This is a genomic window from Stutzerimonas stutzeri KOS6 (assembly GCF_000307775.2).
GTDB lineage: Bacteria > Pseudomonadota > Gammaproteobacteria > Pseudomonadales > Pseudomonadaceae > Stutzerimonas > Stutzerimonas stutzeri_B.
In genome coordinates, this window is the sequence record NZ_KK020676.1 from 503,200 (window position 1) to 527,434 (window position 24,235).

20 protein-coding genes and 3 pseudogenes are annotated in these 24,235 nt (G+C 61.4%); 4 read left to right on the plus strand and 19 right to left on the minus strand.

Going from position 1 to position 24,235, the window contains the following annotated elements; translation table 11 throughout:
• Positions 1-106: 106 nt before the first annotated feature.
• The 3 genes from cpdA to B597_RS30795 form a co-directional block, all read right to left on the minus strand.
• Positions 107-922 (minus strand): 3',5'-cyclic-AMP phosphodiesterase, encoded by an 816-nt coding sequence (gene cpdA, locus B597_RS30785; protein ID WP_003292685.1) that lies wholly within the window; start codon positions 920-922, stop codon positions 107-109.
• Positions 923-1,040: 118 nt separating this feature from the next.
• Complete coding sequence (locus B597_RS30790; protein WP_003292686.1) at positions 1,041-1,487, minus strand: DUF1249 domain-containing protein; 447 nt, start codon at positions 1,485-1,487, stop codon at positions 1,041-1,043.
• Positions 1,484-2,101 carry an NUDIX domain-containing protein gene (locus B597_RS30795; protein WP_003292687.1) on the minus strand — a complete coding sequence of 206 codons (618 nt, stop codon included), beginning with the start codon at positions 2,099-2,101 and terminating at the stop codon, positions 1,484-1,486. The genes B597_RS30790 and B597_RS30795 overlap by 4 nt, the downstream gene beginning before the upstream one ends.
• Before the next feature lie 217 nt (positions 2,102-2,318).
• Here B597_RS30795 and B597_RS30800 point away from each other — a divergent pair, with 217 nt between their 5' ends.
• The gene (locus B597_RS30800; RefSeq protein ID WP_003292688.1) at positions 2,319-3,056 is read left to right on the plus strand and encodes an RsiV family protein; all 738 of its coding nucleotides are present in this window, start codon (positions 2,319-2,321) and stop codon (positions 3,054-3,056) included.
• A 6-nt stretch (positions 3,057-3,062) separates the two neighbouring features.
• On the opposite strand, the gene B597_RS30805 is transcribed toward B597_RS30800, so the two are convergent.
• The 3 genes from B597_RS30805 to B597_RS30815 form a co-directional block, all read right to left on the minus strand.
• Positions 3,063-5,051 (minus strand): polysaccharide biosynthesis protein, encoded by a 1,989-nt coding sequence (locus B597_RS30805; protein WP_003293839.1) that lies wholly within the window; start codon positions 5,049-5,051, stop codon positions 3,063-3,065.
• Between the two features lie 458 nt (positions 5,052-5,509).
• On the minus strand, positions 5,510-6,541 hold the full coding sequence (locus B597_RS30810) for an MraY family glycosyltransferase (protein WP_024161817.1): 1,032 nt from the start codon (positions 6,539-6,541) through the stop codon (positions 5,510-5,512).
• On the minus strand, positions 6,538-7,524 hold the full coding sequence (locus B597_RS30815; RefSeq protein ID WP_082321479.1) for an NAD-dependent epimerase/dehydratase family protein: 987 nt from the start codon (positions 7,522-7,524) through the stop codon (positions 6,538-6,540). The genes B597_RS30810 and B597_RS30815 overlap by 4 nt, the downstream gene beginning before the upstream one ends.
• A gap of 226 nt (positions 7,525-7,750) precedes the next feature.
• Here B597_RS30815 and B597_RS30820 point away from each other — a divergent pair, with 226 nt between their 5' ends.
• Positions 7,751-8,059, plus strand: coding sequence for a hypothetical protein (locus B597_RS30820; RefSeq protein ID WP_003292690.1), 309 nt, complete (start codon positions 7,751-7,753; stop codon positions 8,057-8,059).
• A 123-nt stretch (positions 8,060-8,182) separates the two neighbouring features.
• Here B597_RS30820 and B597_RS30825 read toward each other — a convergent pair.
• A pseudogene (locus B597_RS30825) lies at positions 8,183-9,618 on the minus strand (mannose-1-phosphate guanylyltransferase/mannose-6-phosphate isomerase).
• A gap of 285 nt (positions 9,619-9,903) precedes the next feature.
• On the opposite strand from B597_RS30825, the gene B597_RS30830 reads away from it, so the two are divergent.
• Positions 9,904-10,863 (plus strand): GDP-mannose 4,6-dehydratase, encoded by a 960-nt coding sequence (locus B597_RS30830; protein WP_003293837.1) that lies wholly within the window; start codon positions 9,904-9,906, stop codon positions 10,861-10,863.
• A 606-nt stretch (positions 10,864-11,469) separates the two neighbouring features.
• On the opposite strand, the gene B597_RS47300 is transcribed toward B597_RS30830, so the two are convergent.
• The 12 genes and pseudogenes from B597_RS47300 to B597_RS47965 all read right to left on the minus strand — a co-directional run.
• On the minus strand, positions 11,470-11,646 hold the full coding sequence (locus B597_RS47300; RefSeq protein ID WP_192939389.1) for a hypothetical protein: 177 nt from the start codon (positions 11,644-11,646) through the stop codon (positions 11,470-11,472).
• Between the two features lie 396 nt (positions 11,647-12,042).
• Complete coding sequence (locus B597_RS30835) at positions 12,043-12,468, minus strand: hypothetical protein (protein WP_152028142.1); 426 nt, start codon at positions 12,466-12,468, stop codon at positions 12,043-12,045.
• Between the two features lie 277 nt (positions 12,469-12,745).
• Positions 12,746-13,231: a hypothetical protein gene (locus tag B597_RS30840; RefSeq protein WP_152028143.1), complete on the minus strand. Its 486-nt coding sequence runs from the start codon at positions 13,229-13,231 to the stop codon at positions 12,746-12,748.
• A complete protein-coding gene (locus B597_RS30845) occupies positions 13,170-13,811 on the minus strand; it encodes an acyltransferase family protein (RefSeq protein WP_003293829.1) in 642 nt (213 codons plus the stop codon). The genes B597_RS30840 and B597_RS30845 overlap by 62 nt, the downstream gene beginning before the upstream one ends.
• Before the next feature lie 33 nt (positions 13,812-13,844).
• A complete protein-coding gene (locus B597_RS30850; RefSeq protein ID WP_152028144.1) occupies positions 13,845-14,792 on the minus strand; it encodes a class I SAM-dependent methyltransferase in 948 nt (315 codons plus the stop codon).
• An 88-nt stretch (positions 14,793-14,880) separates the two neighbouring features.
• Positions 14,881-17,895 carry a glycosyltransferase gene (locus B597_RS30855; protein ID WP_024161821.1) on the minus strand — a complete coding sequence of 1,005 codons (3,015 nt, stop codon included), beginning with the start codon at positions 17,893-17,895 and terminating at the stop codon, positions 14,881-14,883.
• A gap of 1 nt (position 17,896) precedes the next feature.
• Entirely contained in the window at positions 17,897-18,172 is a 276-nt protein-coding gene (locus tag B597_RS46920; protein ID WP_152028145.1) for a hypothetical protein, read from the minus strand.
• A 7-nt stretch (positions 18,173-18,179) separates the two neighbouring features.
• The gene (locus B597_RS0223205) at positions 18,180-19,409 is read right to left on the minus strand and encodes an ABC transporter ATP-binding protein (RefSeq protein WP_031323302.1); all 1,230 of its coding nucleotides are present in this window, start codon (positions 19,407-19,409) and stop codon (positions 18,180-18,182) included.
• Positions 19,406-20,212: an ABC transporter permease gene (locus tag B597_RS30860; RefSeq protein ID WP_003292702.1), complete on the minus strand. Its 807-nt coding sequence runs from the start codon at positions 20,210-20,212 to the stop codon at positions 19,406-19,408. The genes B597_RS0223205 and B597_RS30860 overlap by 4 nt, the downstream gene beginning before the upstream one ends.
• A 259-nt stretch (positions 20,213-20,471) precedes the next feature.
• Positions 20,472-21,521, minus strand: coding sequence for a GDP-mannose 4,6-dehydratase (gene gmd / locus B597_RS30865; RefSeq protein ID WP_003292703.1), 1,050 nt, complete (start codon positions 21,519-21,521; stop codon positions 20,472-20,474).
• Positions 21,518-22,135 (minus strand): annotated as a pseudogene (locus B597_RS47555) (TolC family protein); the annotation flags it as partial. The pseudogene B597_RS47555 and the gene gmd, both read right to left, overlap by 4 nt.
• Positions 22,135-22,679, minus strand: a pseudogene (locus tag B597_RS47965) (type I secretion protein ATPase); the annotation flags it as partial. The pseudogenes B597_RS47965 and B597_RS47555, both read right to left, overlap by 1 nt.
• Positions 22,680-22,899: 220 nt before the next feature.
• Here B597_RS47965 and B597_RS30875 point away from each other — a divergent pair.
• On the plus strand, positions 22,900-24,021 hold the full coding sequence (locus tag B597_RS30875) for a glycosyltransferase family 4 protein (protein ID WP_003292706.1): 1,122 nt from the start codon (positions 22,900-22,902) through the stop codon (positions 24,019-24,021).
• Positions 24,022-24,235 lie beyond the last annotated feature (214 nt).

The following is a 24,235-nucleotide window of genomic DNA, read 5'->3' on the forward strand; positions in this document are numbered from 1 at the left end:
TGTGGGCATTGGCCCGTTCTCCTGGGCGGGCGTAGGAGCGGGCCATGCCCGCGAACAGGCCACCTCAGCGGCTCATGGCGTGCTGAACACGACCACCCCAGCAGCCTCAATACCCCCTGACGCTGTAATCCACCTCGAAATCGATGCCGCTGACGCGCGAAACCCCGGTTTCCAGACGGCCATCGGGATACAGGCGCAACCAGCGATAGCCCGGCGCCAGGTTATCGACCTGGAACTGCTCGCTCTGCGGCGCGAACTGCACCCCGGTCGACGGCGAGGCGAGCAGCCGCACGCCGTTGCGCCACTGGTCGAATTCCTGGTGGATATGCCCCCAGAGCAGGGTACGGACATTGCAATGGCGATCCAGCACCTCGAACAGCGCAGCAGGATTGCGCAGCCCGATGCTGTCCATCCAGCGACTGCCGATGGATACCGGATGGTGATGCAGGCAGACCAGGTGATGGCGGTCGGGCGCCTCGCTCAGCGCGCGATCGAGCAATTCCAACTGATCGCTGCGCAGCATGCCGAACACCGAGCCGGCCACCAGCGTGTCGAGCATCACCACGCGCCAGCCGCCAAGCTCCAGCACCGGTTCCAGCAGCGAACTGCCGCGACAGGCCTCGCGCATCGCACCAAGCTCGTCATGGTTGCCGGGACACCAGCGGGCCGGCGCCTCGATGCGGCTGGCCAGTTGCCGAAACCGCTGATAGGACGCCACCGAGCCGTCCTGCGACAGATCACCGGTGGCAAGGATCAGGTCGATACGCCGCTGCTCGTCGATGGCCAGCTCGATCACCCGCTCCAGGCTGCCACAGGTGTTCATGCCCAGCAGCTTGCCGTCCGCCTCGGCAAACAGGTGGCTATCGGTGAGCTGCACCAGCAGGACCGAGTCTTCAACAGCAGTCAGGGGCGCACCAGACAAGGTCCTTCTCCTTGAGCGAAATCGCAACGGAATTATGGTAGGAGCCCATCCGCACGGTAAACCTCGGGTTGTGGGCCTGGGTCACAGAACCGCGTCGCGACGCCGCATGCAGTCGGGCTCAGACCACCGGTTCGAGCTCATGGCCGCACGCCAGGCAATGCCCCAGCCACTCGCCCAGGAAGAGATTGAGCTGATTCTTTTCGTCCGGCTGGTGCATCTGCGCGTTGGGATAGTGATAGATGCCGCGCAAGCGCCGCGCGTTTTCGGCGCGGATCACCTCGGCCATGCGCGCATCGTGGTAGACACGCACCTCCATCTTCGGCACCGGCAACCAGCTCAGGCAATGTTCCTGGCTGACCTGCAGCGTGGTGGTGTAGGGGCAGTTCTCCAGCACCTCGAGCACCAGCACGCCGAGCAGCAGATCGCCCTGGCTGATGGCGATACGACGCGGCTCGCCGGAACTGCGCATGTCCGGCAGCAGCCGCATCAGGCGCAGGTAATTGGCCTCGCAGGCGGCCTGCAGCTCGAGCAGGTCGACGCGGTATCGCTCGCGCGTTTTTCTCATGGCCACTCCCCCCGCACCTGCTCGCGATTCAAGGCCAGCCACTGCAATGCAATGATGCTCGCCGCATTGTCGATACGACCGTCATTCACCGCGTCCAGCGCCTCCTGCAACGACCAGACATGCACGCGGATGTCTTCGCCTTCCTCGGCCAGGCCGAATATGCCATCGGCGCCAGCGCTGTCGCAGCGACCGATATACAGATGGACGCGTTCGTCACTGCCGCCCGGTGAAGGAAAATACTGCGTGACCGGCCACAGCTCGCCCAGCTCCAGTCCGGCCTCTTCGATCGCTTCGCGCCGGGCGACCTGGTCCGGGGACTCGTCCTTGTCGATCAGGCCGGCCACCAGCTCGATCAGCCAGGGATTTTCGACCTTGCCCAGTGCGCCGACCCGGAACTGCTCGATCAGCACCACCCGATCACGCTGCGGATCGTAGGGCAGTACGCACACCGCGTCATGACGCACGAACAGCTCGCGGCTCAGCTCCGCGCCCATGGCGCCGCTGAACTGACGATGACGCAGATGCACACGCTCCAGCCGGTAGAAACCACTGAAACATTGCTCTCGACGGAGGATCTGGACATCATCCGGACCGGGCTTGAAGGTCTCGCTCATCTTTACTACTCGCCTATCGGTTTGATCCGCGCAGAATGCAGCAGCGGACGACTGCAACCGTCACCTCGTGAGCGGCTCCGTGGTCATCCTAGCGCGGCATCGCCTCCGGCGCAGCCCTTTGCAGACCAACACAGGCCGCGAGCACCTCACCGACCGGGCGGGACGAACTTCAGCCTCCCGTCGCAATCGAAAGCGCACTGTCATGTCTGGACCCGCCATGTACCCAACCGTATCCATCCGCAAACTCATCATGCTGGGCAGCCTGGCCGTGCTGCTCGGCGGCTGCCAGCACTTCGCCGCCGAGCGCCCGGCCGAATTCCGCCAGAACGTCACCGAGCAGCGCCCCCAGGGCTGCGAGGAAGAAAGCTGTCCGCTGGTGAACATCGATAGCCTGACGTTTGCCGGCGAGCCGGAACTCGATCGCCTGATCGACGCGCGTCTGCGGCGGATGACGATCAACGGCCCGGATGACCGGCTGCCCGAATCGCTGAAGGGCTACGAGCAGGCGTTCCTGAGCACGGCCGAACCGGGCTGGAGCAGCTACCTGCAGGCCAAGCTGCGCGAACAGCACGGCGACATACTGGTTCTCGAACTGTCCAGCTATCTCTACGTCGGCGGTGCCCACGGCATGCCCGGCCGCGGCTTCATCAACTATGACCGCGCGCAGGACCGGGAGCTGCGCCTGGAAGACGTGCTGATTCCCGGACAGGAAGGCGCCTTCTGGCGTGTCGCGCGCCAGGCGCATCAGCGCTGGCTGATGGCCAACGGGCATGACCAGGACGCCGAATTCATCGACTTCTGGCCATTCCGGCAGACCCCTCACATCGCCCTGCTGAAAGACCGCGTGCTGCTCAAGTACGACGTCTACAGCATCGCGCCCTATTCGAGCGGGCACCCGGAACTGTTCATCCCGCATGAGCAGCTCGAAGGCATCCTGAAGGCGGAATATCTCTGACCGAGCCTAGGCCAGCGGCAGCCGTCCCCGCCGCCGGTGGATCCAGTCGACGATCTCCTCGCGTGGCGAGTAGCCATCGACCGTGGCACGCATGACCAGCCTGACCTGCTCGAAGTCATCGCGGTCCAGCCCCTGCAGGAGCCTGTCCAGCACATCGCAGAACTCGACCCATGGCAGGCAGGCTTCGTTCGCCGACATGATCATCGGATGCTGGGTCGGAGTGACGTTGTCGCCGATCAGCAATTCCTCGTAAAGCTTCTCGCCCGGCCGCAGGCCGGTGAACTGTATGGCGATGTCGCCGGCAGGATTGCTTTCGCAGCGCACGGACAGCCCCGACAGGTGGATCATCTTCTCGGCAAGCTCGACAATCCGCACCGCAGAGCCCATGTCGAGCACGAACACGTCACCGCCCTGCCCCATTGAGCCTGCCTGCAGCACCAGCTGGGCAGCCTCGGGGATGGTCATGAAATAACGGGTGATCTTGGGATGGGTCACGGTGACAGGCCCGCCCCGGCGAATCTGTTCGCGAAACAGCGGTATCACCGAGCCGGACGACCCCAGCACATTGCCGAACCTGACCATGGTGAAGCGTGTCCGGTTCACATGGTTGACCCCCGCCTGCCCGTACAGCACCGGCGCCGTTTCCCTGCTCAGGGCCTGCAAGGCCATTTCCGCGAGACGCTTGGTGCTTCCCATGACATTCGTCGGGCGCACCGCCTTGTCGGTCGAAATCAATACGAAGTGCGCAACACCCGCCTGAATCGCCGCCTGCGCACAGTTGAGCGTGCCGATCACGTTGTTCATCACGCCTTCGGCGATGTTGTGCTCGACCATTGGCACATGCTTGTAGGCCGCAGCGTGATAGACGCTATCGACGCCCCAGGTGCGCATCACGTCGAGCAGCCGATCGGCATTGCCGACCGAGCCCAGGATGGGGATCAGCTCCAGCTGAAGCGCCCGCTCACTGACCTGCTGCTCGAGCTCGGCGTGGATGGCGTACAGGTTGTATTCACTGTGGTCGAGCAGAAGCAGCACCGTTGGCGACAGCCGCAGGATCTGGCGACTGAGCTCGGAGCCGATCGAGCCCCCCGCGCCGGTGACCAGCACGACCTTGCCCTGTATGCAGTGCGCCAGCAGCCTCTCGTCCGGGGCGACGCTGTCACGCCCAAGCAGGTCGGCGATATCGACCTCCTGGAGATCTTCCACCTTCACCCGGCCACTTGCGAGATCCATGAACCCGGGTACCGACCGGACGTGCAATGGGTATCGCTCCAGATCGGCAAGAATTTCCCGACGCCGCGTCCGGCTGGCGGAGGGAATCGCCAGCAATACTTCGCCCGCCCCGGTGTCGCCGATCATCTGATCGATATACCTGGGCTTGTACACCTTGAGCCCGGCGATGACCCGATTGGCCAGGTCGTCATCATCGTCGATGAAGGCAACCGGGCGCATCGCACGGCCCATTCGCAACGCCGCCGCCAGCTGATTGCCGGCCGCGCCTGCGCCGTAGATGGCTACACGCGTCAGGCCGTCGTCACGTCCGAACGGGACGGCCAGCATGCCGGCGTACCAGTCACCCAGCACGTACTGTCGCAACAAAAGGCGCAGCCCGCCGAGCAGCATCAGGCTGATCCACCAGTAATTGAACACCAGCGAGCGCGGCACCAGCGCTGGCGCATCGCGATACCAGTAGATCGCCAGCGCCAGCAGCAGCGAAGAAAACGTCACCGCCTTGGCAATGGTGATCAGCGCATCGTTGCCGAGATAACGCATCACCGCTCGGTACATGCCGATGCGGATGAACAGCGGAATAGCCAGCACCGGGGCCAGGGCGAACAACCAGGCATGCCCCCCGAGCGGCTCGATCGGGTCGAACGAGCCCAGCCGCACCACGAACGCCAGCCACAACGAGATCCATACCAGGATGACATCGGCCAGCACCTGCAGCAGGCGCTTGTAATGCCTGGGCAGCCCCAGCAGGCGATCACGCAACATTCGTTTCATTCCTGTTCGACAACGCCATTCAATCCAAATCCGTGCAATGTGCGAATCGTTTGTTCGCGGGCAAGGCCCGCTCCTACAAGGGCTGCGTGCGGGCCGTTGTTCGCGGGCAAGGCCCGCTCCTACGGGGCTGCGTGCGAGCCGTTGTTCGCGGGCAGGGCCCGCTCCTACAAGGGGCTGCGTGCGGGCCGTTGTTCGCGGGCAGGGCCCGCTCCTACAAGCGCTGCGTGGGGCCGTTGTTCGCGGGCAGGGCCCGCTCCTACAAGGGCTGCGTGCGGGCCGTTGTTCGCGGGCAAGGCCCGCTCCTACGGGGCTGCGTGCGGGCCGTTGTTCGCGGGCAGGGCCCGCTCCTACGGGGCGCCATTGTTCGCGGGCGTCACATCGATGCGTACCACACCTGTAGGAGCGGGCCATGCCCGCGAACGGCCACCTCGCAACGCAAAACTACGCCATCATCCGCCCGTCTCAGCCGCACCGGCGTCAAACCATATGCAGAGACACAACAACGGCACATAGGCGATCAGCATGGCCGTCGCACCGTCGATTCCGCCCAAGGCCACCCCCACCGCCCAGGGCAGGAGCCAGACCACGACGATCAACCCAACCGCAACCGTCACCGGCGCGTGGCGTCCAACGCGCCGCGCCGCAACCTGATAAGCGTGACTGCGATGGGCCTGATAGACAGCCTCGCCCCGCAAAAGACGATGGAACAGGGTGAAAGTTGCGTCGACGATGAAAACACCGAGCAAAATCAGCCAGCTCCACAACAACTGCGGATGCTGCCAGGTGGCCTGCAGCACAAGAATGCCGATCACGATGCCGAGAAAGCCGCTTCCCACATCGCCCATGAATATGCGCGCCCGCGGGAAGTTCCAGAACAGAAACCCCAGCACCGCGCAGGTCAACAGCAGCTCGCTCGCGCCCCCAGCCATCAGGGTGAACGCACCCGCGTCCACGGCAGCGTAGCAGAGCACGGCACCGCCACCGGCACAGATGGCCTGCACCGCCGCTATGCCATCGATGCCATCCATGAAGTTGTAGAGATTGAGCAACCAAACCAGGAAAACAGCGGCCAGCACGTGCCCCACCCAACCCAGGTCGAACGGCACGCCAAACAGAACCACTGGCGGTAGCCCGCCCAGCCAGAACAGTGACCAGGCGGCCGCCACGAAGTGGCCCAGCAAGCGCCAGCGTGCCGCGATATGGCCATGGTCGTCGGCAAAGCCGAGGGCGGCGACGCCACCACCGGCCCCCAGCAGGGCGATCATCAGGTCACTTTCGAGCGCGGCGCAAAGCCACAGCACCAGCAGCAGCGAAAGAAAAACCAGGACAAACGCCATGCCTCCCCCGCGAGGGGTTGCAACCGTATGCGAACTGCGTGCATTGGGCTTATCCAGCAGGCTGCGCTGCAAGGCATAGCGGCGCAACAGCCCGGTCAGACCGAAAGCGGCCAAGGTCGCGAGCAGGAAGAGCGCCCAGCTCATGCTTGCCGCCGCCGGAGATAGTCCGCCGCAGTTGCGCGCAGCGCATCATCCACACCGACGGGCGGCGCCCAACCCAGCAGCGAGCGGGTCTTGCCGATGTCGACCTGAAGTGAACCACACAGCCGGTCGAAGGCGGCGCGCTTGCCGAGCAGCCGGGCGAGGAACTCCAGTTGCCCCCCGGGGACCGGCAGCAAGCGCACCGGCGTATCCAGCGCCGCACCCAGACGCCGAAGCAGATCCGGGGTCGCGAGGTCCTCGCCGTCACTGGCGAGCAAGGTCTCGCCGGCTGCGTCCGGGTGATCGATGCAGGTGCACAGGAGGTCGACGAGGTTGTCCAGGGCGACCAGGCTTCGCTTGTTCTCAACGGCACCGAGCGGCAACGGGATGCCCCTCATCAGCCAGTCCATCATGCTGCGGAAATTGCCCTTCACGCCGGGGCCATACACCAGCGGCGCGCGAACGATGACGATCTCCAGCCCCGTCTCCCGGGCGAGCGCCCGTAACCCCTGCTCGGCCTCGAGCTTGGATAGCGCATAGGGATCGCCCGCCTGCGGCAGATCATCGGCCGTGAAGGGCCTGCCAGCCGGCGTCGACTCGCCGTTGACCTTGATCGAACTGATGAAGATGAACCGCCGAGCCCCCGCCGCCACGGCGCTGCGTGCCAGCTCGAGCGTGGCGTCCACATTGACCTTGCGAAACTCCGCCAGCGGATCCGCGGCCTTATCCTGCATGACATGGACCCGCGCCGCGCAGTGAATGACCGTATCGACATTTTCGACCGGCGAACCTGCGGCAAAGGTGCGGCTGAACGAAACCGGCACGGGAACCACGCCAGCGGGCCACAGCGAATCCACACGGCGCGCCCAGGCGAGAGCCTGCACGTCCGGACAGGCCACCAGCCGCTCCAGCAGCGCGCCCCCCACGAAGCCGGTTCCTCCGGTCACTAGAATCTTTCTTTTCAAGCTCAGCGTCTCTCTTGCCATACGCAGCCATCCCTGACTGCCAGGCGGCAATTCTACGCACTCTCGCTCGCACGTGTCGGGCAAAGCCGCGAACATCGAACGGCCCGGCAGATCACCCTCCAAGACGGCGAGTCCGTCTGTCGCGCGCCGCGGCGAGATGCGACGAAATCACGCGTCAAACTGATATCATTGCGCCACTTGAGCAAACCGAGATCGTTCCAGCGCACTCCTTACCGGAAGAATGCCCATGACTGATGACTCCGCCGACAGACGCAACCTCCACTCGCTTCGCGCGCACATCGACGCGTTACTCGCCGCAGGCGCATCGCTGGAAGGACGGGACCCGGTTCGCCTCTCTCTCAACGGCCAGACCTTCTTGGTTCGCCATGGCATGCTGGTCAGCGAAAACGACCACCTCGACCTTCTCGAGACCCTGTCGAACGTGGCCTGGACCAGCGAACAGCAGCGTGAGCAGGCCATTGAAATGTGCCGTTACGAACTCGAGCAGGCCATCGACGAAGCGACACGGACACTACAGCACTGGGAATGCAAATAAGCGGGCCGACCACATCACGGGCCTGCCGCTGGCGCTGCGCCCTGCCCTGCTGGCAACCGCCGCGCGCCGCGCAGGCAAACCCGCCGTCATACAGCCGGACAGGACGCCTGCCACCAGCACCGATCAGGTCGTAACGACCGGACTGACCCGACCATAGCTGTCCTCGAAGCGCACGATATCGTCTTCCCCCAGATACGCACCGGACTGAACCTCGATCATTTCCAGCGGCACCTTGCCCGGATTCGACAGGGAATGCTTGACCCCCAGCGGAATGTAGGTCGACTGGTTCTCGGACAGGATCAGGACATTGTCGCCGCAGACCACCCGCGCCGTTCCGGACACGACCACCCAATGCTCGGCGCGATGGTAGTGCAGCTGCAACGACAGGCTTTCGCCTGGCAGTACCGTGATGCGCTTGACCTGATAACGCTCGCCCCGGTCCACCGTGTCGTAGTGGCCCCAGGGCCTGCTGACCAGCGGATGCGCGACGAACTCATCACGCTGCTCGGCCTGCAGGCGCTGGACGATCGCCTTGACGTTCTGGCACTGGTCCTTGTGCGCAACCAGCACGGCATCCTTGGTTTCGATGATCACCAAGCCCTCGACCCCTACCGTGGCGACCAGACGATGATGCGACTGCACCAGGCTGTCGCGGGTATCCACGGACATGACATCGCCCCGGAAGCTATTGCCTTGCGCATCGCGCTCGCTCACATCGAGAATCGCGGCCCAGCTGCCGAGATCGTTCCAGCCGGCATCCAGCGGTACCACGACGCCGGCATCGGTGTGCTCCATCACCGCATAGTCGACCGACTCGTCATCGCACAGGGCGAACTGCTCGGCCGGTACATGCAGAAAGTAGTGATCGTTCCGTGCCTGCTCGAACGCGGCGCGGCGCGGCAGGCGGCCAGGATATCGGGGCGCAAGCGTTCCAGCTCGTCGAGGAAGCGCGATGCACGAAACATGAACATGCCGCTGTTCCACAGGTAGCGCCCACTATCCAGGTACACCTGCGCCATCTCTGCCGAAGGCTTCTCCTTGAAAGCAGCGATCGCGCGGCCCGCTTCTCCCAGCGGCTCGCCGCACTGGATGTAACCGAACCCGGTTTCGGCGCGCGTCGGCGTGATGCCGAAGGTCACCAGGCGTCCCGCATTGGCATGCATCGTCGCCGCCGTGATCGCCGCGCGAAATGCCTCTTCGTCCGGGATATGGTGATCGGCTGCAAGGATCAGCAGTACCGGGTCGCGTCCCTCGCGGGTTGCCTCGAGTGCCGCCAGGGCAATGGCCGGTGCCGTATTGCGTGACAGCGGTTCGAGAATGATCCGCCGACTCTGCCGCCTGGCCAGCCGCATCTGCTCAGCCACCACGAAACGGTGCTGCTCATTGGTGACCACCAGCGGCTCACCCTGCTCCAGCCCGTCCAGTCGAGCCAGGGTACGCTGGAACATGGTTCCCTACGCCTGCCCGTCCAGTTCGAGAAACTGCTTGGGAAAAACCTGCCGCGACAGCGGCCAGAGGCGCGAGCCACTGCCGCCGGCCAGGATAACGGGCGTAAACATCTGGAACTCCCTGCGAATGAATCGAACTACCCTATCAGCCGAATTGTCGCATTCAAGCCTCGATAGTGACGGTGTGACCGAGCGCTGATTTGCCGACTCGCAAACGGCGGCCCCGTGACACCGGCCCGCCTGGCGAACCCTGTCGGCCGACGGCGGCAGAGGCCGGGGAAATCTAAGGTTCCAGCCCGATTCCCGCCAGACGGCGACTGCTGGAGCACCGGCTCGCCAGGGTCCGGAGGCCCCTGTAAACTCACGCGGCAGCGTCCTGCGACCACAGAGGGAATCATGCAACGCACCTTAATCACAGGCGCCAATGGATTCGTCGGACGGCACCTCTGCGAGGCCCTGCAACGCTCCGGGCACCATGTCATCGCCATGTCTTCGGCCGCGGATGCCTGCGTGCCCTGCGCCAACCAGACGGTCGGCTGCGATATCCGCGACGCGGACGGCGTTGCGAAGATCATCGCCGCCACCTCGCCGACTCACCTGGTCCATCTCGCGGCGATCAGTCACATCCCCAGGAGCTTTGAAAACCCGCTTCTCACCTGGCAGACCAACGTCATGGGCAGCGTCAACGTGCTCGAGGCGATACGGCGGTTCGCGCCTGAAGCGTTCGTGCTGTTCATCAGTTCCGCCGACATCTACGGCGCTGCCTTCAAAGCCAACGTGCCGCTGGCCGAAAGCGCGACCTGCCTGCCCCAAAATCCCTATGCGGCCAGCAAGCAGGCAGCAGAAGCGGCCTTTGCCGAGTCCTTCCGCCGCGGGCTCAGGGGCGCGATAGCACGGCCGTTCAACCACATCGGCGTGCGCCAGTCGCCCGATTTCGTCACTGCCGCGTTTGCCCGCCAGATCGCCCTGATCGAGGCCGGCAAACAACCGCCGGTGCTCCAGGTCGGCAACCTGCAAGCCAGCCGCGATTTTCTCGACGTGGCGGACGTCTGCCATGCCTATCAGCTGCTGCTCCAGCTTTCGGACGGGCCGGCGACCCACCCGCACTGCTTCAACGTCTCGTCCGGACAATCCCATCGCATTGCGGACGTCCTTCAACAACTGCTCGACATGAGCAGTGTCGAGATCACCCTCCAGCAGGACCCCGCCCGCATGCGCCCCTCCGACATTCCGTTCGCCGCCGGCGACAGCCGGCTGCTGCGCGACACGGTGGGCTGGGCACCCGCCATCCCGCTACAGCGCACCCTCGGGGAATTGCTCGATTACTGGCGGACCGAGACGCGCGCCACGTCATGAAGTTGGTGATCAATGCCGAATCGTTGCGGCCTCCGCTCACGGGGATCGGCAACTACACCTTCAATCTGCTCGATACCCTCAGGCGGCGCGATTATCTCTAGCATAAGCCCAGCTTCATCCTGAAGGCACACAGCGGCCCTTGCATCGCCACGATCCATGACCTGTCGTTCATTCGCAGTAGTTTTCCTAGACGCGCTGTGCCCAGTGAACCTGCGAGGCTTACGCAAGCCTGAGCCAGCCATAGCGCAGCACCTGCATGAACCGCCACCCCCGTAAGCGCTTCGCCCCATAGCCGAGCGATGTGGCATTTGGGGCATTTCTGCGTGGCATACCGCGTTCACCGCGAAGCGCGGCCCCTACGGAAGCGGCGATGCGGTGCAATCAGTACGGGTAAATAGCCAAAACCCACCTATTCAGGTGGATTTTTATCGGCCAAACCCACAGCGAGCGAAGGGTTGCCTGTGACACCGGCCCGAAGAGCTGGCGATAGGCAGCCGCGCCCCGGCGATTCAGGCGCTGTCAACCAGCGAGTTACCGTCCCAGTTAATGTCCATGTCCGACCCGACGATGATGATGCTCATATCGGCAACACCATCGAACTGGCCTTCAGCATTGGCTGATGTCGATGTTCACATTCGTTGCAGCCACCTGGCCCAAGTCACTCCAGTTGACGACCTGCACATTGCGGTCATAGCTGATCGCCAGCACCAGCATACCCTCCACTGCGTTAGCCGCGCCTTGGGAGATATTGCTGTTGTTCACCCAACGTGAAAGCAGCGTCACTTGATCTAGGTCGTTGACGCTGACGCTGACCGTGACAGCCTAGGTGCTTTGGTTGTTGGACGCATCGGTCGCGACAACGGTGGAGCTGTAGCCGTCCTTAGTCTCTTCGTCGAGATTGCCGGCGAGCAGTTACCACGCAGGTTGTAGGGTTGATGCTCAGCAGGCTGGCACCATCCTCGTTGCCTAACTGCAGGCTAGCTGACACCAAAGGCATCGGTGGCGGCCGCGGTGTATAGCACGTCCTGACTTTCATCGGCCGAGGCTGTCGCCTAGGAGGTGAATACTGGATCAATTTCAGCAGCGATTACCGGCGGGTGAAGGCCACACTGCCGATGGCGCTGTTGCCGGCGATATCCACTACATCCCCCTGGCTAAGCTGATGGTGTAGCCCGCGCTTCAGGTGCCGTCGGTGCCGCTGTCTACGCTGACCGGGGTTTCGACGTCGCGGTTCGGCGCGGCGGTTTCACGCACCACGGTGATGGTGCTGCTGGTGTTGCCAGAAGCGTCTTCACTGGTCACCTTGAGGATTGCACCGATCACCAGGTTATTGACGCTGATGGAACCCTCTTCGGCCAGCACGTCGAAGCCGGCGTTGTAGGTAGCGTTGCCATCCTTGTCGAGCCAGCCTGCTTGAATATCGCCGACATTCAGGGTGACGGCCGTCTTGTTGGTGACCAAGTCGCCAGCCAGCACGGTATCGTCGGTTTCCAGCAGGATCACACCTGGGGCCTCATGCACGGAGCTGTCCGTCTGGGTCGGACTGAAAATGTCGCTGACGGACGCGTTGCTGGCGTCGGTAGCGCTGACATTGACGTTAACCACGCCCACGTCGACATCAGCCAGCGTACCGCTGAAGGTGCACGCTTCGGGTCGAAGCTTAGCCAGCTCGGCAGGGACTGATAGCCCACGGTAGCGCCGCTCTCATCGACCAGCTCGACGGCGTAAGCTCAGGGTTTCGCCTCGGCATCGGCGAAGGGATTGGCCGTGACCGTGAAGCTGAAGAGCTGACTCTGTGGGTCGCACTCTGGTTGGCGATGACCAGGTAGGTTCATCGTTGACGTTGACAACCTCAGCAGTGACGGCAGAGATAACGCTTTCGTCAGCGCCCTGGCCATCGGTGTAGCTGGCGCTGACGCTGATTTCGGCACTTAAATCCACCTGGGTCAGCGTTGCTGGCAGTCAGGGTTTCGCCTTCCGTAGCCACGCCGCTGATGGTCACCTCCCCAGTGGCGGCATCGTTGACGTTGGCAGTGTATTGCGCTTTGCCGGTGAACTCAGTGGTGCCGCCCAGCGAATCGGTGGTGGTGGCTACGACGCGGACGTTCTGGCCGACCGCACTCGGATTAGCGGTAATCGACCGTTCGGCAGCGTTTTTACCATTGACCCACTCGCCATTGGCCTCTACCTGCCACTGGTAGGCAACGCTGGCTTCGCCATCGGCGTCGATCAGGTTGGTCAGCTCGGCGGTCAGGGTGCCGCCTTCTTCGGCAGTGCCGGCAACGTTCAGTTCGCCGGAGGCTTCGTCATCGACATTCTGTACTGCTGGCGTTGCTAAGGAGGAAACTGACATGGACACCGACATCATCTTCAGTCCGTACGTAGCTGTCATTGTTTGTGCTATCGATCTCAACGTCATTACGCAGCCACTGGTAGCTGATGTCGGCCAATTGAGCCCAGGGAGTTGTATCGAGCCACCCCAGCTGTGCACTACAGAATGTCAGGAATGAGAGCGCGCTAAACACAACCGCCCACAGGGGGCGACTGAGCAGCAAAGGCACCAAAAGATAGAATTGCAGTTCTACACCCAGCGACCAGGCGGGCGGCAGCAGCGTAAAAGCATCCTGACCGCTGTACATGTAGTAGCTCAAAGGGACGATGAGCAGATTTGCCAGCCAATCCGTCATCTCTGGCTCACGAAGTAGAAATGGTGACGAGGCACCCAACAGCCAGACGATGAACGCCACGACCAGGGCGAACATGTACAGAGGAAGGATGCGCCATAGTCGATCACGGTAGAACCACACTCCCCCGGAGATGACTCCGCGCTCAGGCTGTTCACGCCAAAGCCGACTCACTACGCGCCCGGCGAGCAGGTAAAAAATGGCAACAGCGCTTACGCCGGGATTGATACCAGCAACACTGATACCGAGGTGACTGATCAGCAACCAGGCTTGCCAGAAAAAGCCGTAACAGACCCATCAGGCACTCCGATAGCCGATGACCGTGAAGTTGGCGTAACAACGGGGTGGAGCCGCACTACTGATACCTGGCAACCAGTCGGGCAGTGTATAGATGATCTCCACCCTCTCGAGGCCGTGCCACTGAAGAAGGAAGCTGAGGTAGTTGTCTGAAAGGGGGCGCTGATGGGTCGGGTCGGTATAGAAGCCGTTCAGCGCATTCGGATGACGCAAGTTGACCGTCTCGACAACAAGGACACCGCCGGGAGCAAGAGCGCTTATACAATCGGACAACAGAGGCTCCACTTGCCCAGCGGGTACGTGTTCGATGACCTGAAACAGAGTGATCGCAGAGAACGACTCATCGACGTTCTGGAAAAAACTCTGGGCGTCCATTTGGATGGCATCCAGCCCACGCAACCGCGCGCGAGCCACCTCTTGAGCATCCAGATCGAGCCCCAACGCCTTGATGCCCTGCTGCCTTAGAAAATTCAGGAACTCACCCGCTCCGCAGCCAATATCGAGCACACGCCTGTCTTCCATTACCGGCAGGAGTGGCAGATAGACGCGATATTGCTGCTGCAGGATATGCTCAACGCCCCCGGCCATTTCGCTATAGAAGCTGTAGAACCAGCGTTCTCGCTCGCCGGCAGGCAGGTCGGCGAGCCGGATGCCGAGCACACGCTCGGCGTTGGCGATCCAGTCGGGCGCCGGCTCGGCGTGACTGAACGGCAACTCGACATGCTTGTAAAGAGGTGCAGCCCCAGACAACTCCTTCCTCGCCTGCTCGGCCTCGTGCTGCAGCTCGCCGATCAGGCGCGCCTGCTCGGCCAATTGCTGCTCGAGGGCTGCGTATTCGACCCGCGCCCGCTCGGCCAGGCGCTGTTCGAGGGCTGCGTGCTCCGCCTGTGCCCGCTCGGCCATGCGCTGCTCGCGGGCTGCGTGCTCGGCCTGTGCCTGCTCGGCCACCTGACTGAGCTGGCGCACTTCGCGCCGTGTATGCGACAGGCGCCAGAGGTTGCGCAGCCAGCGGCAAGGGCGTCTCGGAAGGTATTGGCTAAGCCAGTTCCGCAGCGTGATCATGATACGCATCGATAATCCACGACGAGGCCTCGCCTTCGCACCAGGTCTGCAATTCGGCCGCCGTCAGTTGATGGAGATGGTTCCTGGCAATCAGTCCAACTCGGGGTAATTGTGCATGGAGCACCGTGGGCGCTATTGCGCTACCCAAGTGCAACCAGACATCCCCCGGCCCGACCAACAGCGGCACAGCCTCCCGCTCGGGCAGCCCCAACAGCCGACAGGCTCGGTCACAAGCGATCCGGTATTCCCCCTCCTGCGCCTCGACCAGTTCGAAGCGCCACCCCGAGGGCGGTTCCAACAACAAACGCCGCACAGCAGCAACCGACCCTTCATCCGCATCCAGATTCTGAGGACCGATATCGAGATAGCAGGTCGGAAGCTGACCGATGCCATAATTGCGAGTCACGGCGCAAGCCAACTCGGTCAGACTGGACGATGCCTGATCAGCGTGCATAGGCAATTCCCGCAACCTTTCAATCAGCCGAGACCGGCGCGCTACCGGATGATTCGCTACATGGGTCTCTATGGCGCGCCAGTACTGTTGCGCTACCTGTGACGGCGCGTGCCGTTCACGGTATCCCATGGCAGCCTCGGCGTACCGTCTGGCCTCGGCCGGCTGCTGCAGCAGCCTTGTGATGGCACTCGCCAGTTCCTCGACCCGAAACTGATCCGGCAATCGCCAGGCTATTCCGTCAGGCAACTCCGCAGCACTACCATTAGCGTTGTAGATCAATGGCTTACCCGCCGCAAGACAGTCCAGAACTGCCGCCGAGGTTTCGCCACGCGAGCCGGTACGCAACTGTATGGTCAGGTCGGCCGCCGCAAGCCAGAGCTGGTAGTCATCACTGGAGGCAAAACCGGTTATGCGAATTCGCTGCCGAGCCGGACTACGCTCGATGCGCATGAGCAGTTGCTCGCCATATTGGCCGAGGCTATTGCGACCGACCAGCACCAGATAGGCATTAGGGTTGTTTTCCTGACTGGCGAGCCAGGCATCGAGTAGCTCGTGGTTGAGTTTTGTCGGCGCAATGAAACCGAAACTGGCAGTAATCTGGCTGTCAGCCGGCAGCCCCAGCCGCGTCCTGGCAGCCAAAGGATCCGCCAGCCGCTTGGATGCTCGCAGCAAGGGAACGACCGACCAGCCATCACCATATGCAGGCCCATAGAATTGCTTAGCCAAGGCTCGACTGTACTGGCTGTGGACAATCACACCCTGTGCCTGAGCCAGCACCGGCAGATTGGATGGATAGCGCTTGAGTGCCTCATCAGGGCCGTCATGATGCAGGCAGGCCAGCGCGGCATAACCATGCGAGACATATAGTGCCTCGGCGAAGCAATCAGGGCGGATACCAGCCTGCTGAAGGTAGTTCAGAATTCCGGACAAATAGAAATCATGCAGAACGACCGTACCCGGGTGGCGCTCAAGCAGATCGAACATGTGGCTATGAAATTCGCTATTGCCAAACTGGTAGAGCACCCGCTGGTAGCGATGATGATGCTGACTGAACCATTGCGGGGTGCGACAGCGGAAATTGGCCCTGGCCCAGCGATCACTGATTTCGCTCTGGGGAGTGATTACTTCGATGTCATAGTAGCGAGCCAGCTCGGGAAGCAGTTCCGCACTGTAATCGGCAATGCCCGACTCGCAGGGCGGCAGCGGTGAAACGAAGGCAAGACGCGGCAGGCCGCTTCGTTCATCCAGCGGAACACATCCTGGCAGTTCTTCGCTCGACTCGCCGTGGCAATAGATGGAAACCTGCTCACGCGCACGTTTGAGCGCCGCAGCGTGCTCGAATGCCTCAAGGGTGCATTGCGCGGTGCGTTCCCAGGAAAATTGACGAGCCTGGATCAGACCGTGCGCTCGCAACTCACCCATGAAGGCTGGATCGCCTAGCACTTTGGCCATGGCCAGGCTGATGGCCTGCGGTTCCCGAGGATCGAACTGCATGTCCGCCCGACCGACGACCTCCGGCAAGCTGGAGCAGTTCGACACGAGGGTCGGGACACCGCAGGCCATGGCTTCTAGCGCGGGCAAACCGAATCCTTCGTGAATCGAAGGAAAGACGAACAGGCTCGCCAGGTTGTACAGGTCGACCAAGTCCTCTTCCGCCACAAAGCCTGTAAGCACCAGTTGCCCCGCAGCCAGCCCAGCCGAACGGGCAAGACGCTGAAGCCGCTCACGACTGGCCGGGTCGACACTGCATACCACAACCAGTTGATAGCGATCACGCAGCCCTCGGGGCAGCATTGCATAGGCGCTGATCAGTCCTTCAATGTTTTTGCGGAAGTCGATTCCGCCGGTATAGAGAATATATTCCCGATTCAACCCGAAGCTCGCGCGGAGCCTTTCGATTCGAGCAGGATCAAGAGACTTGACCTGAAAATGCGCCCCGATCGCCGAGCTGATATTGACAAGCCTGTCTGGCGGCAAACCAAGAAGATCGATCGCCTCGTTCCGTGAAGAGTCGGAAATGGCAAGCAGCAGATCGGCATTCTTGAGCGCCTGGAGCTTACGGTAATACCAGTTCCGCTGGGGCTCACCGTTGAGGTAGGTATCAGCGTACTGCAGCGGGATCAGATCGTAGAGGGTGACGCTGTTTATCCCGGCCTGCCCCCGCAGAATCCCGGTAACCGCATCATTGAAACCCTCGAACAAGCTGGTGACATGGAATACGTCTGCCTTCAGACCACTCACGAAGTCATGGTAGAGCTCCTGCCCTGCGAGGCGGCGCCACTGGTTCCCCGACCCCATCTCCGCCAATCCGCCAAGACTGTTGAATACATGTATGTTGGCTGGGTCGATCAGCCCTGAGAAAGCCTCCCGGACATGAGTGATCGTGTCGCTAAAGCTGTTGTTGAGGAGCAGGACCACTTCATGCGCCGACGCTTGCCGTGCAAACGCCTGAACATGTGACAGGCTGTAACGACCGATACCGCGCGTGCGTGAGCTGGGCGTCTGGCAGGATTGAAGATCGAATACGATACGCATGTCAGACTTCCCTTTCCCCTGTACCTGTACTGCTCAGCTGTAGATAAACCGCCTTCGCCGCCGGCGGCGTACGACTGGGCGATGTAACGGGCACCGAGCGGCTAATTTCGTTGCGAGTCGAGGCATGGATCCGCCACAGGAACCATTTGAGCGGAGGTATGCGATTAACAATGCGCATGCCCAGCACGAACAGCTTCGGACGGGATACGACAAAGCGGATCAATGCGATCAGCGCGAGCTTGATCCGATGTTTGGCATAAAGGATTGAATTGGCCAAATGAGCCTCACGAAAGCTTTCTGATAGTGATACCCGGCTCGATCCAGGCACACCCGGCGAACTGATGATGTCGGGTATTGACCACAGTGAACACCAGCGCGAGATCGCGCCACTCATAGTTGTTCTGCAAATGCGTCTGGGTGCTGGAAAGCGATATCGAAATCGAATAACTGCCTGGCCCGAGATTGGCAGGAAAAGCAAAGTCGTAACGCAAGCGCTCCCCTTCCAGTAGATGCTCCTGGACCTGACCGGTAAGGTGAGTGTTGATGCCAAACACGGCCTGCCCCAGCCGATCCTTGATCATGTAACCCATGACCAACTTAGGAATTGGTGCATGACACTGCACAATTCCACGGAGGATGACCGATTCGCCTACCTCGATCGTTTCGACGCTTACTCCGCTTACCAGCAACTCGAGCAATTCGAGTGTGGCCTCGCCGGTACCTGAGCGGGTAACAGCCTGCCCCTTATCGTTGTAATGCTGAACCAGCGTTTCCGATTCTTTCTCGGCAATCAGGGCGTTGTAATAATCCATTACCGCACTCGGTGGGCCATCCATCAGCAGGCGACCCTGGTCGAGCAGTATGCAGCGGTCACAGAGCGCAAGGACTGCTGACTTGTCGTGCGAAACGAACAACAGTGTCGTGCCCTGCTCACGAAACTGGCGAATACGTTCAAAGCTTTTGTGCTGAAAATAAGCATCGCCGACGCTGAGCGCTTCATCGACGATCAGGATATCCGGGCGAATCGCCGTTGCCAGAGCAAAGGCCACACGCATGTGCATGCCGCTGGAGTAGTGGCGCATGGGCTGATCAAAATAGGCGCCAATCTCGGCGAAAGCTTCCAGCTCCGGCAGGACCGCTTCGATCTCGACTGCAGATATGCCCATTAGACCGGCAACATGCCGTACATTCTCGCGTGCCGTCATGTCGCTATTGAAGCCCATGCCCAGTTCAAGAATCGCGAAAACCCGACCATTCAATACAACGCTACCGCTGCTCGGCGCCAATGTCCCGGTGATGATCTTAAGCAAGGTACTTTTGCCGGCACCGTTGTGCCCGACGATTCCAAGCGCCTCGCCCGGCGCGACAGTAAAGTTGAGATCATCCAACACTACGGTTTCACTAAGCGGCTGGATGGAAGGGATCAAACAATGAAGCAACCGATGCCCATCGCTGCGAAACTTGGCGAAGCGCTTGCTTAAATGCGCGACGTGAAAACTGCCTGGGACACTCATAAGATGTCCACCATCTGCGCAAAGGTACGACGCAGCAGGACGCGGAACAGCAGCAGACAAACAATGGCCATTATCAACGCAGGCAACAACCAGTTCCACTCAGGCAAACGCTGAAACACCAGCACGTTCTGATAAGCCTGTACGAGCCCGGATACCGGATTATGCAAAACCAGCTCGCGAAACCCGGCCGGCAAACTTTCAGGACTGTAGACGATAGGGCACAACCAGAACAGGAACTGCAAGACGATGGGTACGACCACACCAATATCGCGCACGAAAACGTTAATGATGCCTAACACCAACCCCACCGAAAGGCCAAACAAGAGGGTAAGCACCATCAACAGCGGCAAAATCAGAATGACTTCTCCGGGAAAGAAGCCAAGAAGAGCCAGAATCAATGACGTGGCTAAAAATAGAAAAGTGTTGTTCACCAGACTGATGCCGGCACTGATAACCGGCAGAGTCAGCAGAGGAAAATTCACCTTTTTTATAAGTGAGGCATTGTCATTGAACAAGCCCAAGCCCTTGGTTGTGCTCTCCATAAACAATGACCAACAGAGCATGCCACTCAAAAGATAGGCGGCATACGCATGCGTATCATCGATCCCCGGCAACTTGGCTTTCAGAACTATCGCCAATACAAAAGCGAATATCGCGGCCTGAGCCAGCGGCTGCAACAAGACCCATAACCCACCAATACTGCTCCGCGAAAAGCGCATGCCCACATCGTTAAGAATAGAGGTCTTAATAAACCCCCGATAATGCGCGAGCGCAGCCAGACGGCGGCGTAGCGATTGAACCATAGATACACCCCTGGCTATTGAGCATCGAGACGAGGGTATCGCCAATATCTTCTGTGGAACGTAACCCGATTGATTTCCGGGATGGCTACCGGGCCAACCTCCCCGCTCAAGCAGCAGTCGCACAAAATGCAGCTAACCGTTTTCGTAGCGATCAGCGCGCATCCCGAAAATAGTCAACCCGGTAGCCGCTGACAGCAAATACTTGGCAATAGGTACGGGTCAGAAGCATGCTGCGCCAGTGACGGAGCACTAATTCCCCTCATTCAAATGACTTGCCCGATGCTACCCGAGCGAGATCAGCTTCGACCATCAACTGGCAAAGCTCTTCGAGGGTAGTCTTCGGCTCCCAGCCCAGTAGCGTTCTGGCCTTTTCGGGGTTGCCGATGAGCAGGTCCACTTCGGCCGGACGGTAGAAGCGAGGATTGACTTGTACAACGGTCTTGCCGGTCCGACTGTCGATGCCGCGCTCGCTTTCGGCGCTGCCTTGCCAGTCGAGCAGGATATCCACGGCCTTGAAGGCCAGCGAAACGAAATCACGCACCGTCTCGGTACGGTTGGTGGCCAGCACGAAGGTGTCCGGCTCGTCGGCCTGCAGCATGCGCCACATGCCTTCGACGTACTCTTTGGCAAAGCCCCAGTCGCGCTTGGCATCGAGGTTGCCGAGCTGCAGGCAATCCTGCCTGCCGAGCGAGATGCGCGCAGCGGCATCGGTGATCTTGCGCGTCACGAATTCCTTGCCACGCAGCGGAGACTCATGATTGAAGAGGATACCGCTGGTGCCGAAGATGCCGTAGGACTCCCGATAGTTGATGGTCATCCAGTGTGCGTAGAGCTTGGCGACGCCATAAGGGCTGCGCGGGTAGAACGGCGTCACTTCGGTCTGCGGGATCTGCTGCACTTCGCCGAACATTTCCGAAGTCGATGCCTGATAGAAGCGAATCTTCGGATCGACGATGCGGATCGCTTCGAGCAGGTTGACGGCGCCCAGGCCGGTAATCTCGGCAGTGGTGATCGGTTGATTGAACGAGACGCCGACGAAGCTTTGCGCCGCGAGGTTGTATACCTCGTCCGGCTGGGCTTGCTCCATCAGGCGGATGCTCGCGCCCAGATCGGTAAGGTCGTGCTCGACCAGCTCCAGGTTCGGGTGACCGAATGCGCCCACTTCCTCGAGCCGCCAGAAGTTCACCGAGCTGGTGCGGCGGAAGGTGCCGAATACCCGGTAGCCCTTGTCCAGCAAGAGCTGGGTGAGGTAGGCGCCGTCCTGGCCGGTGATACCTGTGACGATCGCGGTCTTGATGTTGCTGCTCATTCCTTCGTTTTCCGTTCCAGAGCCCGTGCTTGTTCACTACGAGCCAGCCAAACATTAACGTTTTCGACGCTCTGCTTAGACAGCCTTCCGGCCCAACGATTCAATACTAGGAGATTGGTAATGAAATCGTACTGTGCCTTGAGCAAATCGCGGCGAGCAGCATATTCATTCTGGACGCTGGTCAACACGTCGACGGCATTGACCACGCCGAATTTGAAGCCGCGTTCGGCCGCTACGCTGGACTGCTCCGCAGACTCCAGAGCGTTGCGCGAAGCACGGATTTTCTCGACGCCCGACTGCGCGGCCAGGTAGGCGCTGGTGGTTTCCTTCATGACCTGGCGGCGAATGCCTTCGAGTTCCTGTTCGGTCGCAAGCCGGTCGCTTTGCAGCGCCCTGACCCGCGCCGAGGCTGAGCCCCCGCTGTAAATGGGCACCTGTAAACCGAGGCTGGCGACATAGCTGTCGGATCGTGGAGCCAGGGTATTGTCATAGCCGACATCGCTGCGCTGTGCGCTGAGGTTGAGGCTGAGCGATGGATAATGAGCGCCACGGCTTTCACGCACGGCGGCATCGGCGGCAGCCAGGGCACTGTCCGGGTTGGCCACCAAGGCACGACCAGGACATGCCCTTCCGGGACGGGCAACGACATCCGCTGCGGCTCCGCCTGCTGCAGGTCCAGGATCTCGTTGAGACGGCTGTATTGCGAGCGGGCACTGATAAAGCCTTTCCAGCTGCCGATCATCAGGTCGATAGGCGCCAGGGCGCGTCCCAACAGGATGGAGCCGGCAATCATCAGGCACGGATTGATTTCCTGCTTGACCGCCAGATACGCACCGAGGCCGAGGATCAGCGACTGCACCAGCATGCGGAAGGTCTTCGACATGGATGTAATCATGCCGCCCTTGTCGCTCGCTTCTGATTGCAGCTGCAGGACTTTCTTCTGCCGCAAGCCCCAGCGGCCCATCAAGGTCGGCAGCATACCCAGCGACTCGATCACTTCGGCATTGCGCAGATTCTTGGTGGTGTAGAGATTGGCCGCGATATTCTGCTTGTTGGCCTCGGCAGTCGACTTGCCTGTCAGCTTTTCGTTGGCCAGCGCCAGACAGAGCAACACCACGTACTGGCGATCGCCACCCAACCGTACCAAGGATGGAAGAGACTGTATCACCGAAGCGGAAGCCAATGAATGTGCCCGACCAACAGCCCTGCTTGTCGCGCCGCATCGCATGCGGCTAGAGTCGCGTCGCTCGAACCCTGGCCGCGGCCACCGGCTGCACGGTCTGAATTGCCGGACGCCAGCACTCAGCGACACAGGGTGGCGCCTCGGCCGTTGCCGAAATGTCGCCAGCCGCCAACCCGCTCTCCTATCAGGTAAGCAATGCGCGTTCTTCATTTCTTCAAGACTTACCTGCCCGATACGACGGGCGGTATCGAGCAGGTCATCTTTCAGCTTTGCGAAGGGGGCCGCGCCCAGGGCGTGCAGGCAGAAGTGCTGGCGTTGAGTGCTGCGCCACATCCCGTGCGGATCCTGGTGGGGGAGCATGAGGTGAGGCGCGCGCGACAGGACCTGTTCATCGCTTCGACCGGCTTCTCGCGTGAAGTCTTCGGCATGTTTTCCGAGATGGCGGCGAATGCCGACGTGGTGCATTTTCACTTCCCCTGGCCGGTCATGGATGTGGTGCACTTCGTCACCCGCCACCGCCGCCCCAGCGTGGTGAGCTACCACTCGGACATCGTCAAACAGCGCGCTTTGCTGGCGGTATACCGACCACTGATGATGCGCTTCCTGAGCAGCGTCGACAGAATCCTCGTCGCTTCCCCGAACTATCAGCGCAGCAGTCCGGTGCTTGAGCATTTTGCGCACAAGGTCGAAATCATTCCCTACGGCCTGAACCCTGCTGCCTACCCGTCGTGCCCAGCCGCGAAACTCGAGTATTGGCGGCAGCGGGTGGGCTCGAAGTTCTTTCTCTTCGTTGGCGTGCTGCGCTATTACAAGGGACTGGGCAGCGCACTGGACGCACTGAGCGGCACGCCCTTCCCGCTGGTGATCATTGGCTCCGGCCCCGAGGAAGCGGAACTGCGCGCCCAGGCCGAGCGGCTCCAGTTACGCAACGTTCAGTTCCTCGGCCGACTGGATGACGAGGACAAAGCGTGCCTGCTTCAGCTTTGCTACGCGCTGTTGTTTCCGTCGCACCTGCGTTCCGAGGCGTTCGGGATTTCACTGCTTGAAGCCTCGATGTACGGAAAACCGATGATCTCCTGCGAGATCGGCACGGGCACGACATTCGTCAACATTCACGAAGAAACCGGCCTCGCCGTACCACCGGCGTCGCCTGCGGCATTGCGCGCGGCCATGCAGCGCCTTTGGGACAATCCGCAGGAAGCGCAGGTGTTCGGAGCGAACGCGGCCATGCGCTTCGAGCAGCTATTCACCGCAGACCGCATGTGCGCCGAAACCACGCGGGTGTACCACGACGTAATCGGGCAACACACCCCGTAGGAGTAGGTCACTTCCACCCCCCGGTAGGAGCGGGCCACGCCCGCGAACCCATTCACAACCACCGAGCCAGCCCCCTTTCGCGGCCAGGGGCCGCTCCTACGGAGCCAATGCCGCGCCTCGGATCTTCCACCCCACGTAGGAGCGGGCCACGCCCGCGAACCCATTCACAACCAACCGTCGATCCAGCCCCCTTTCGCGGCCAGGGGCCGCTCCT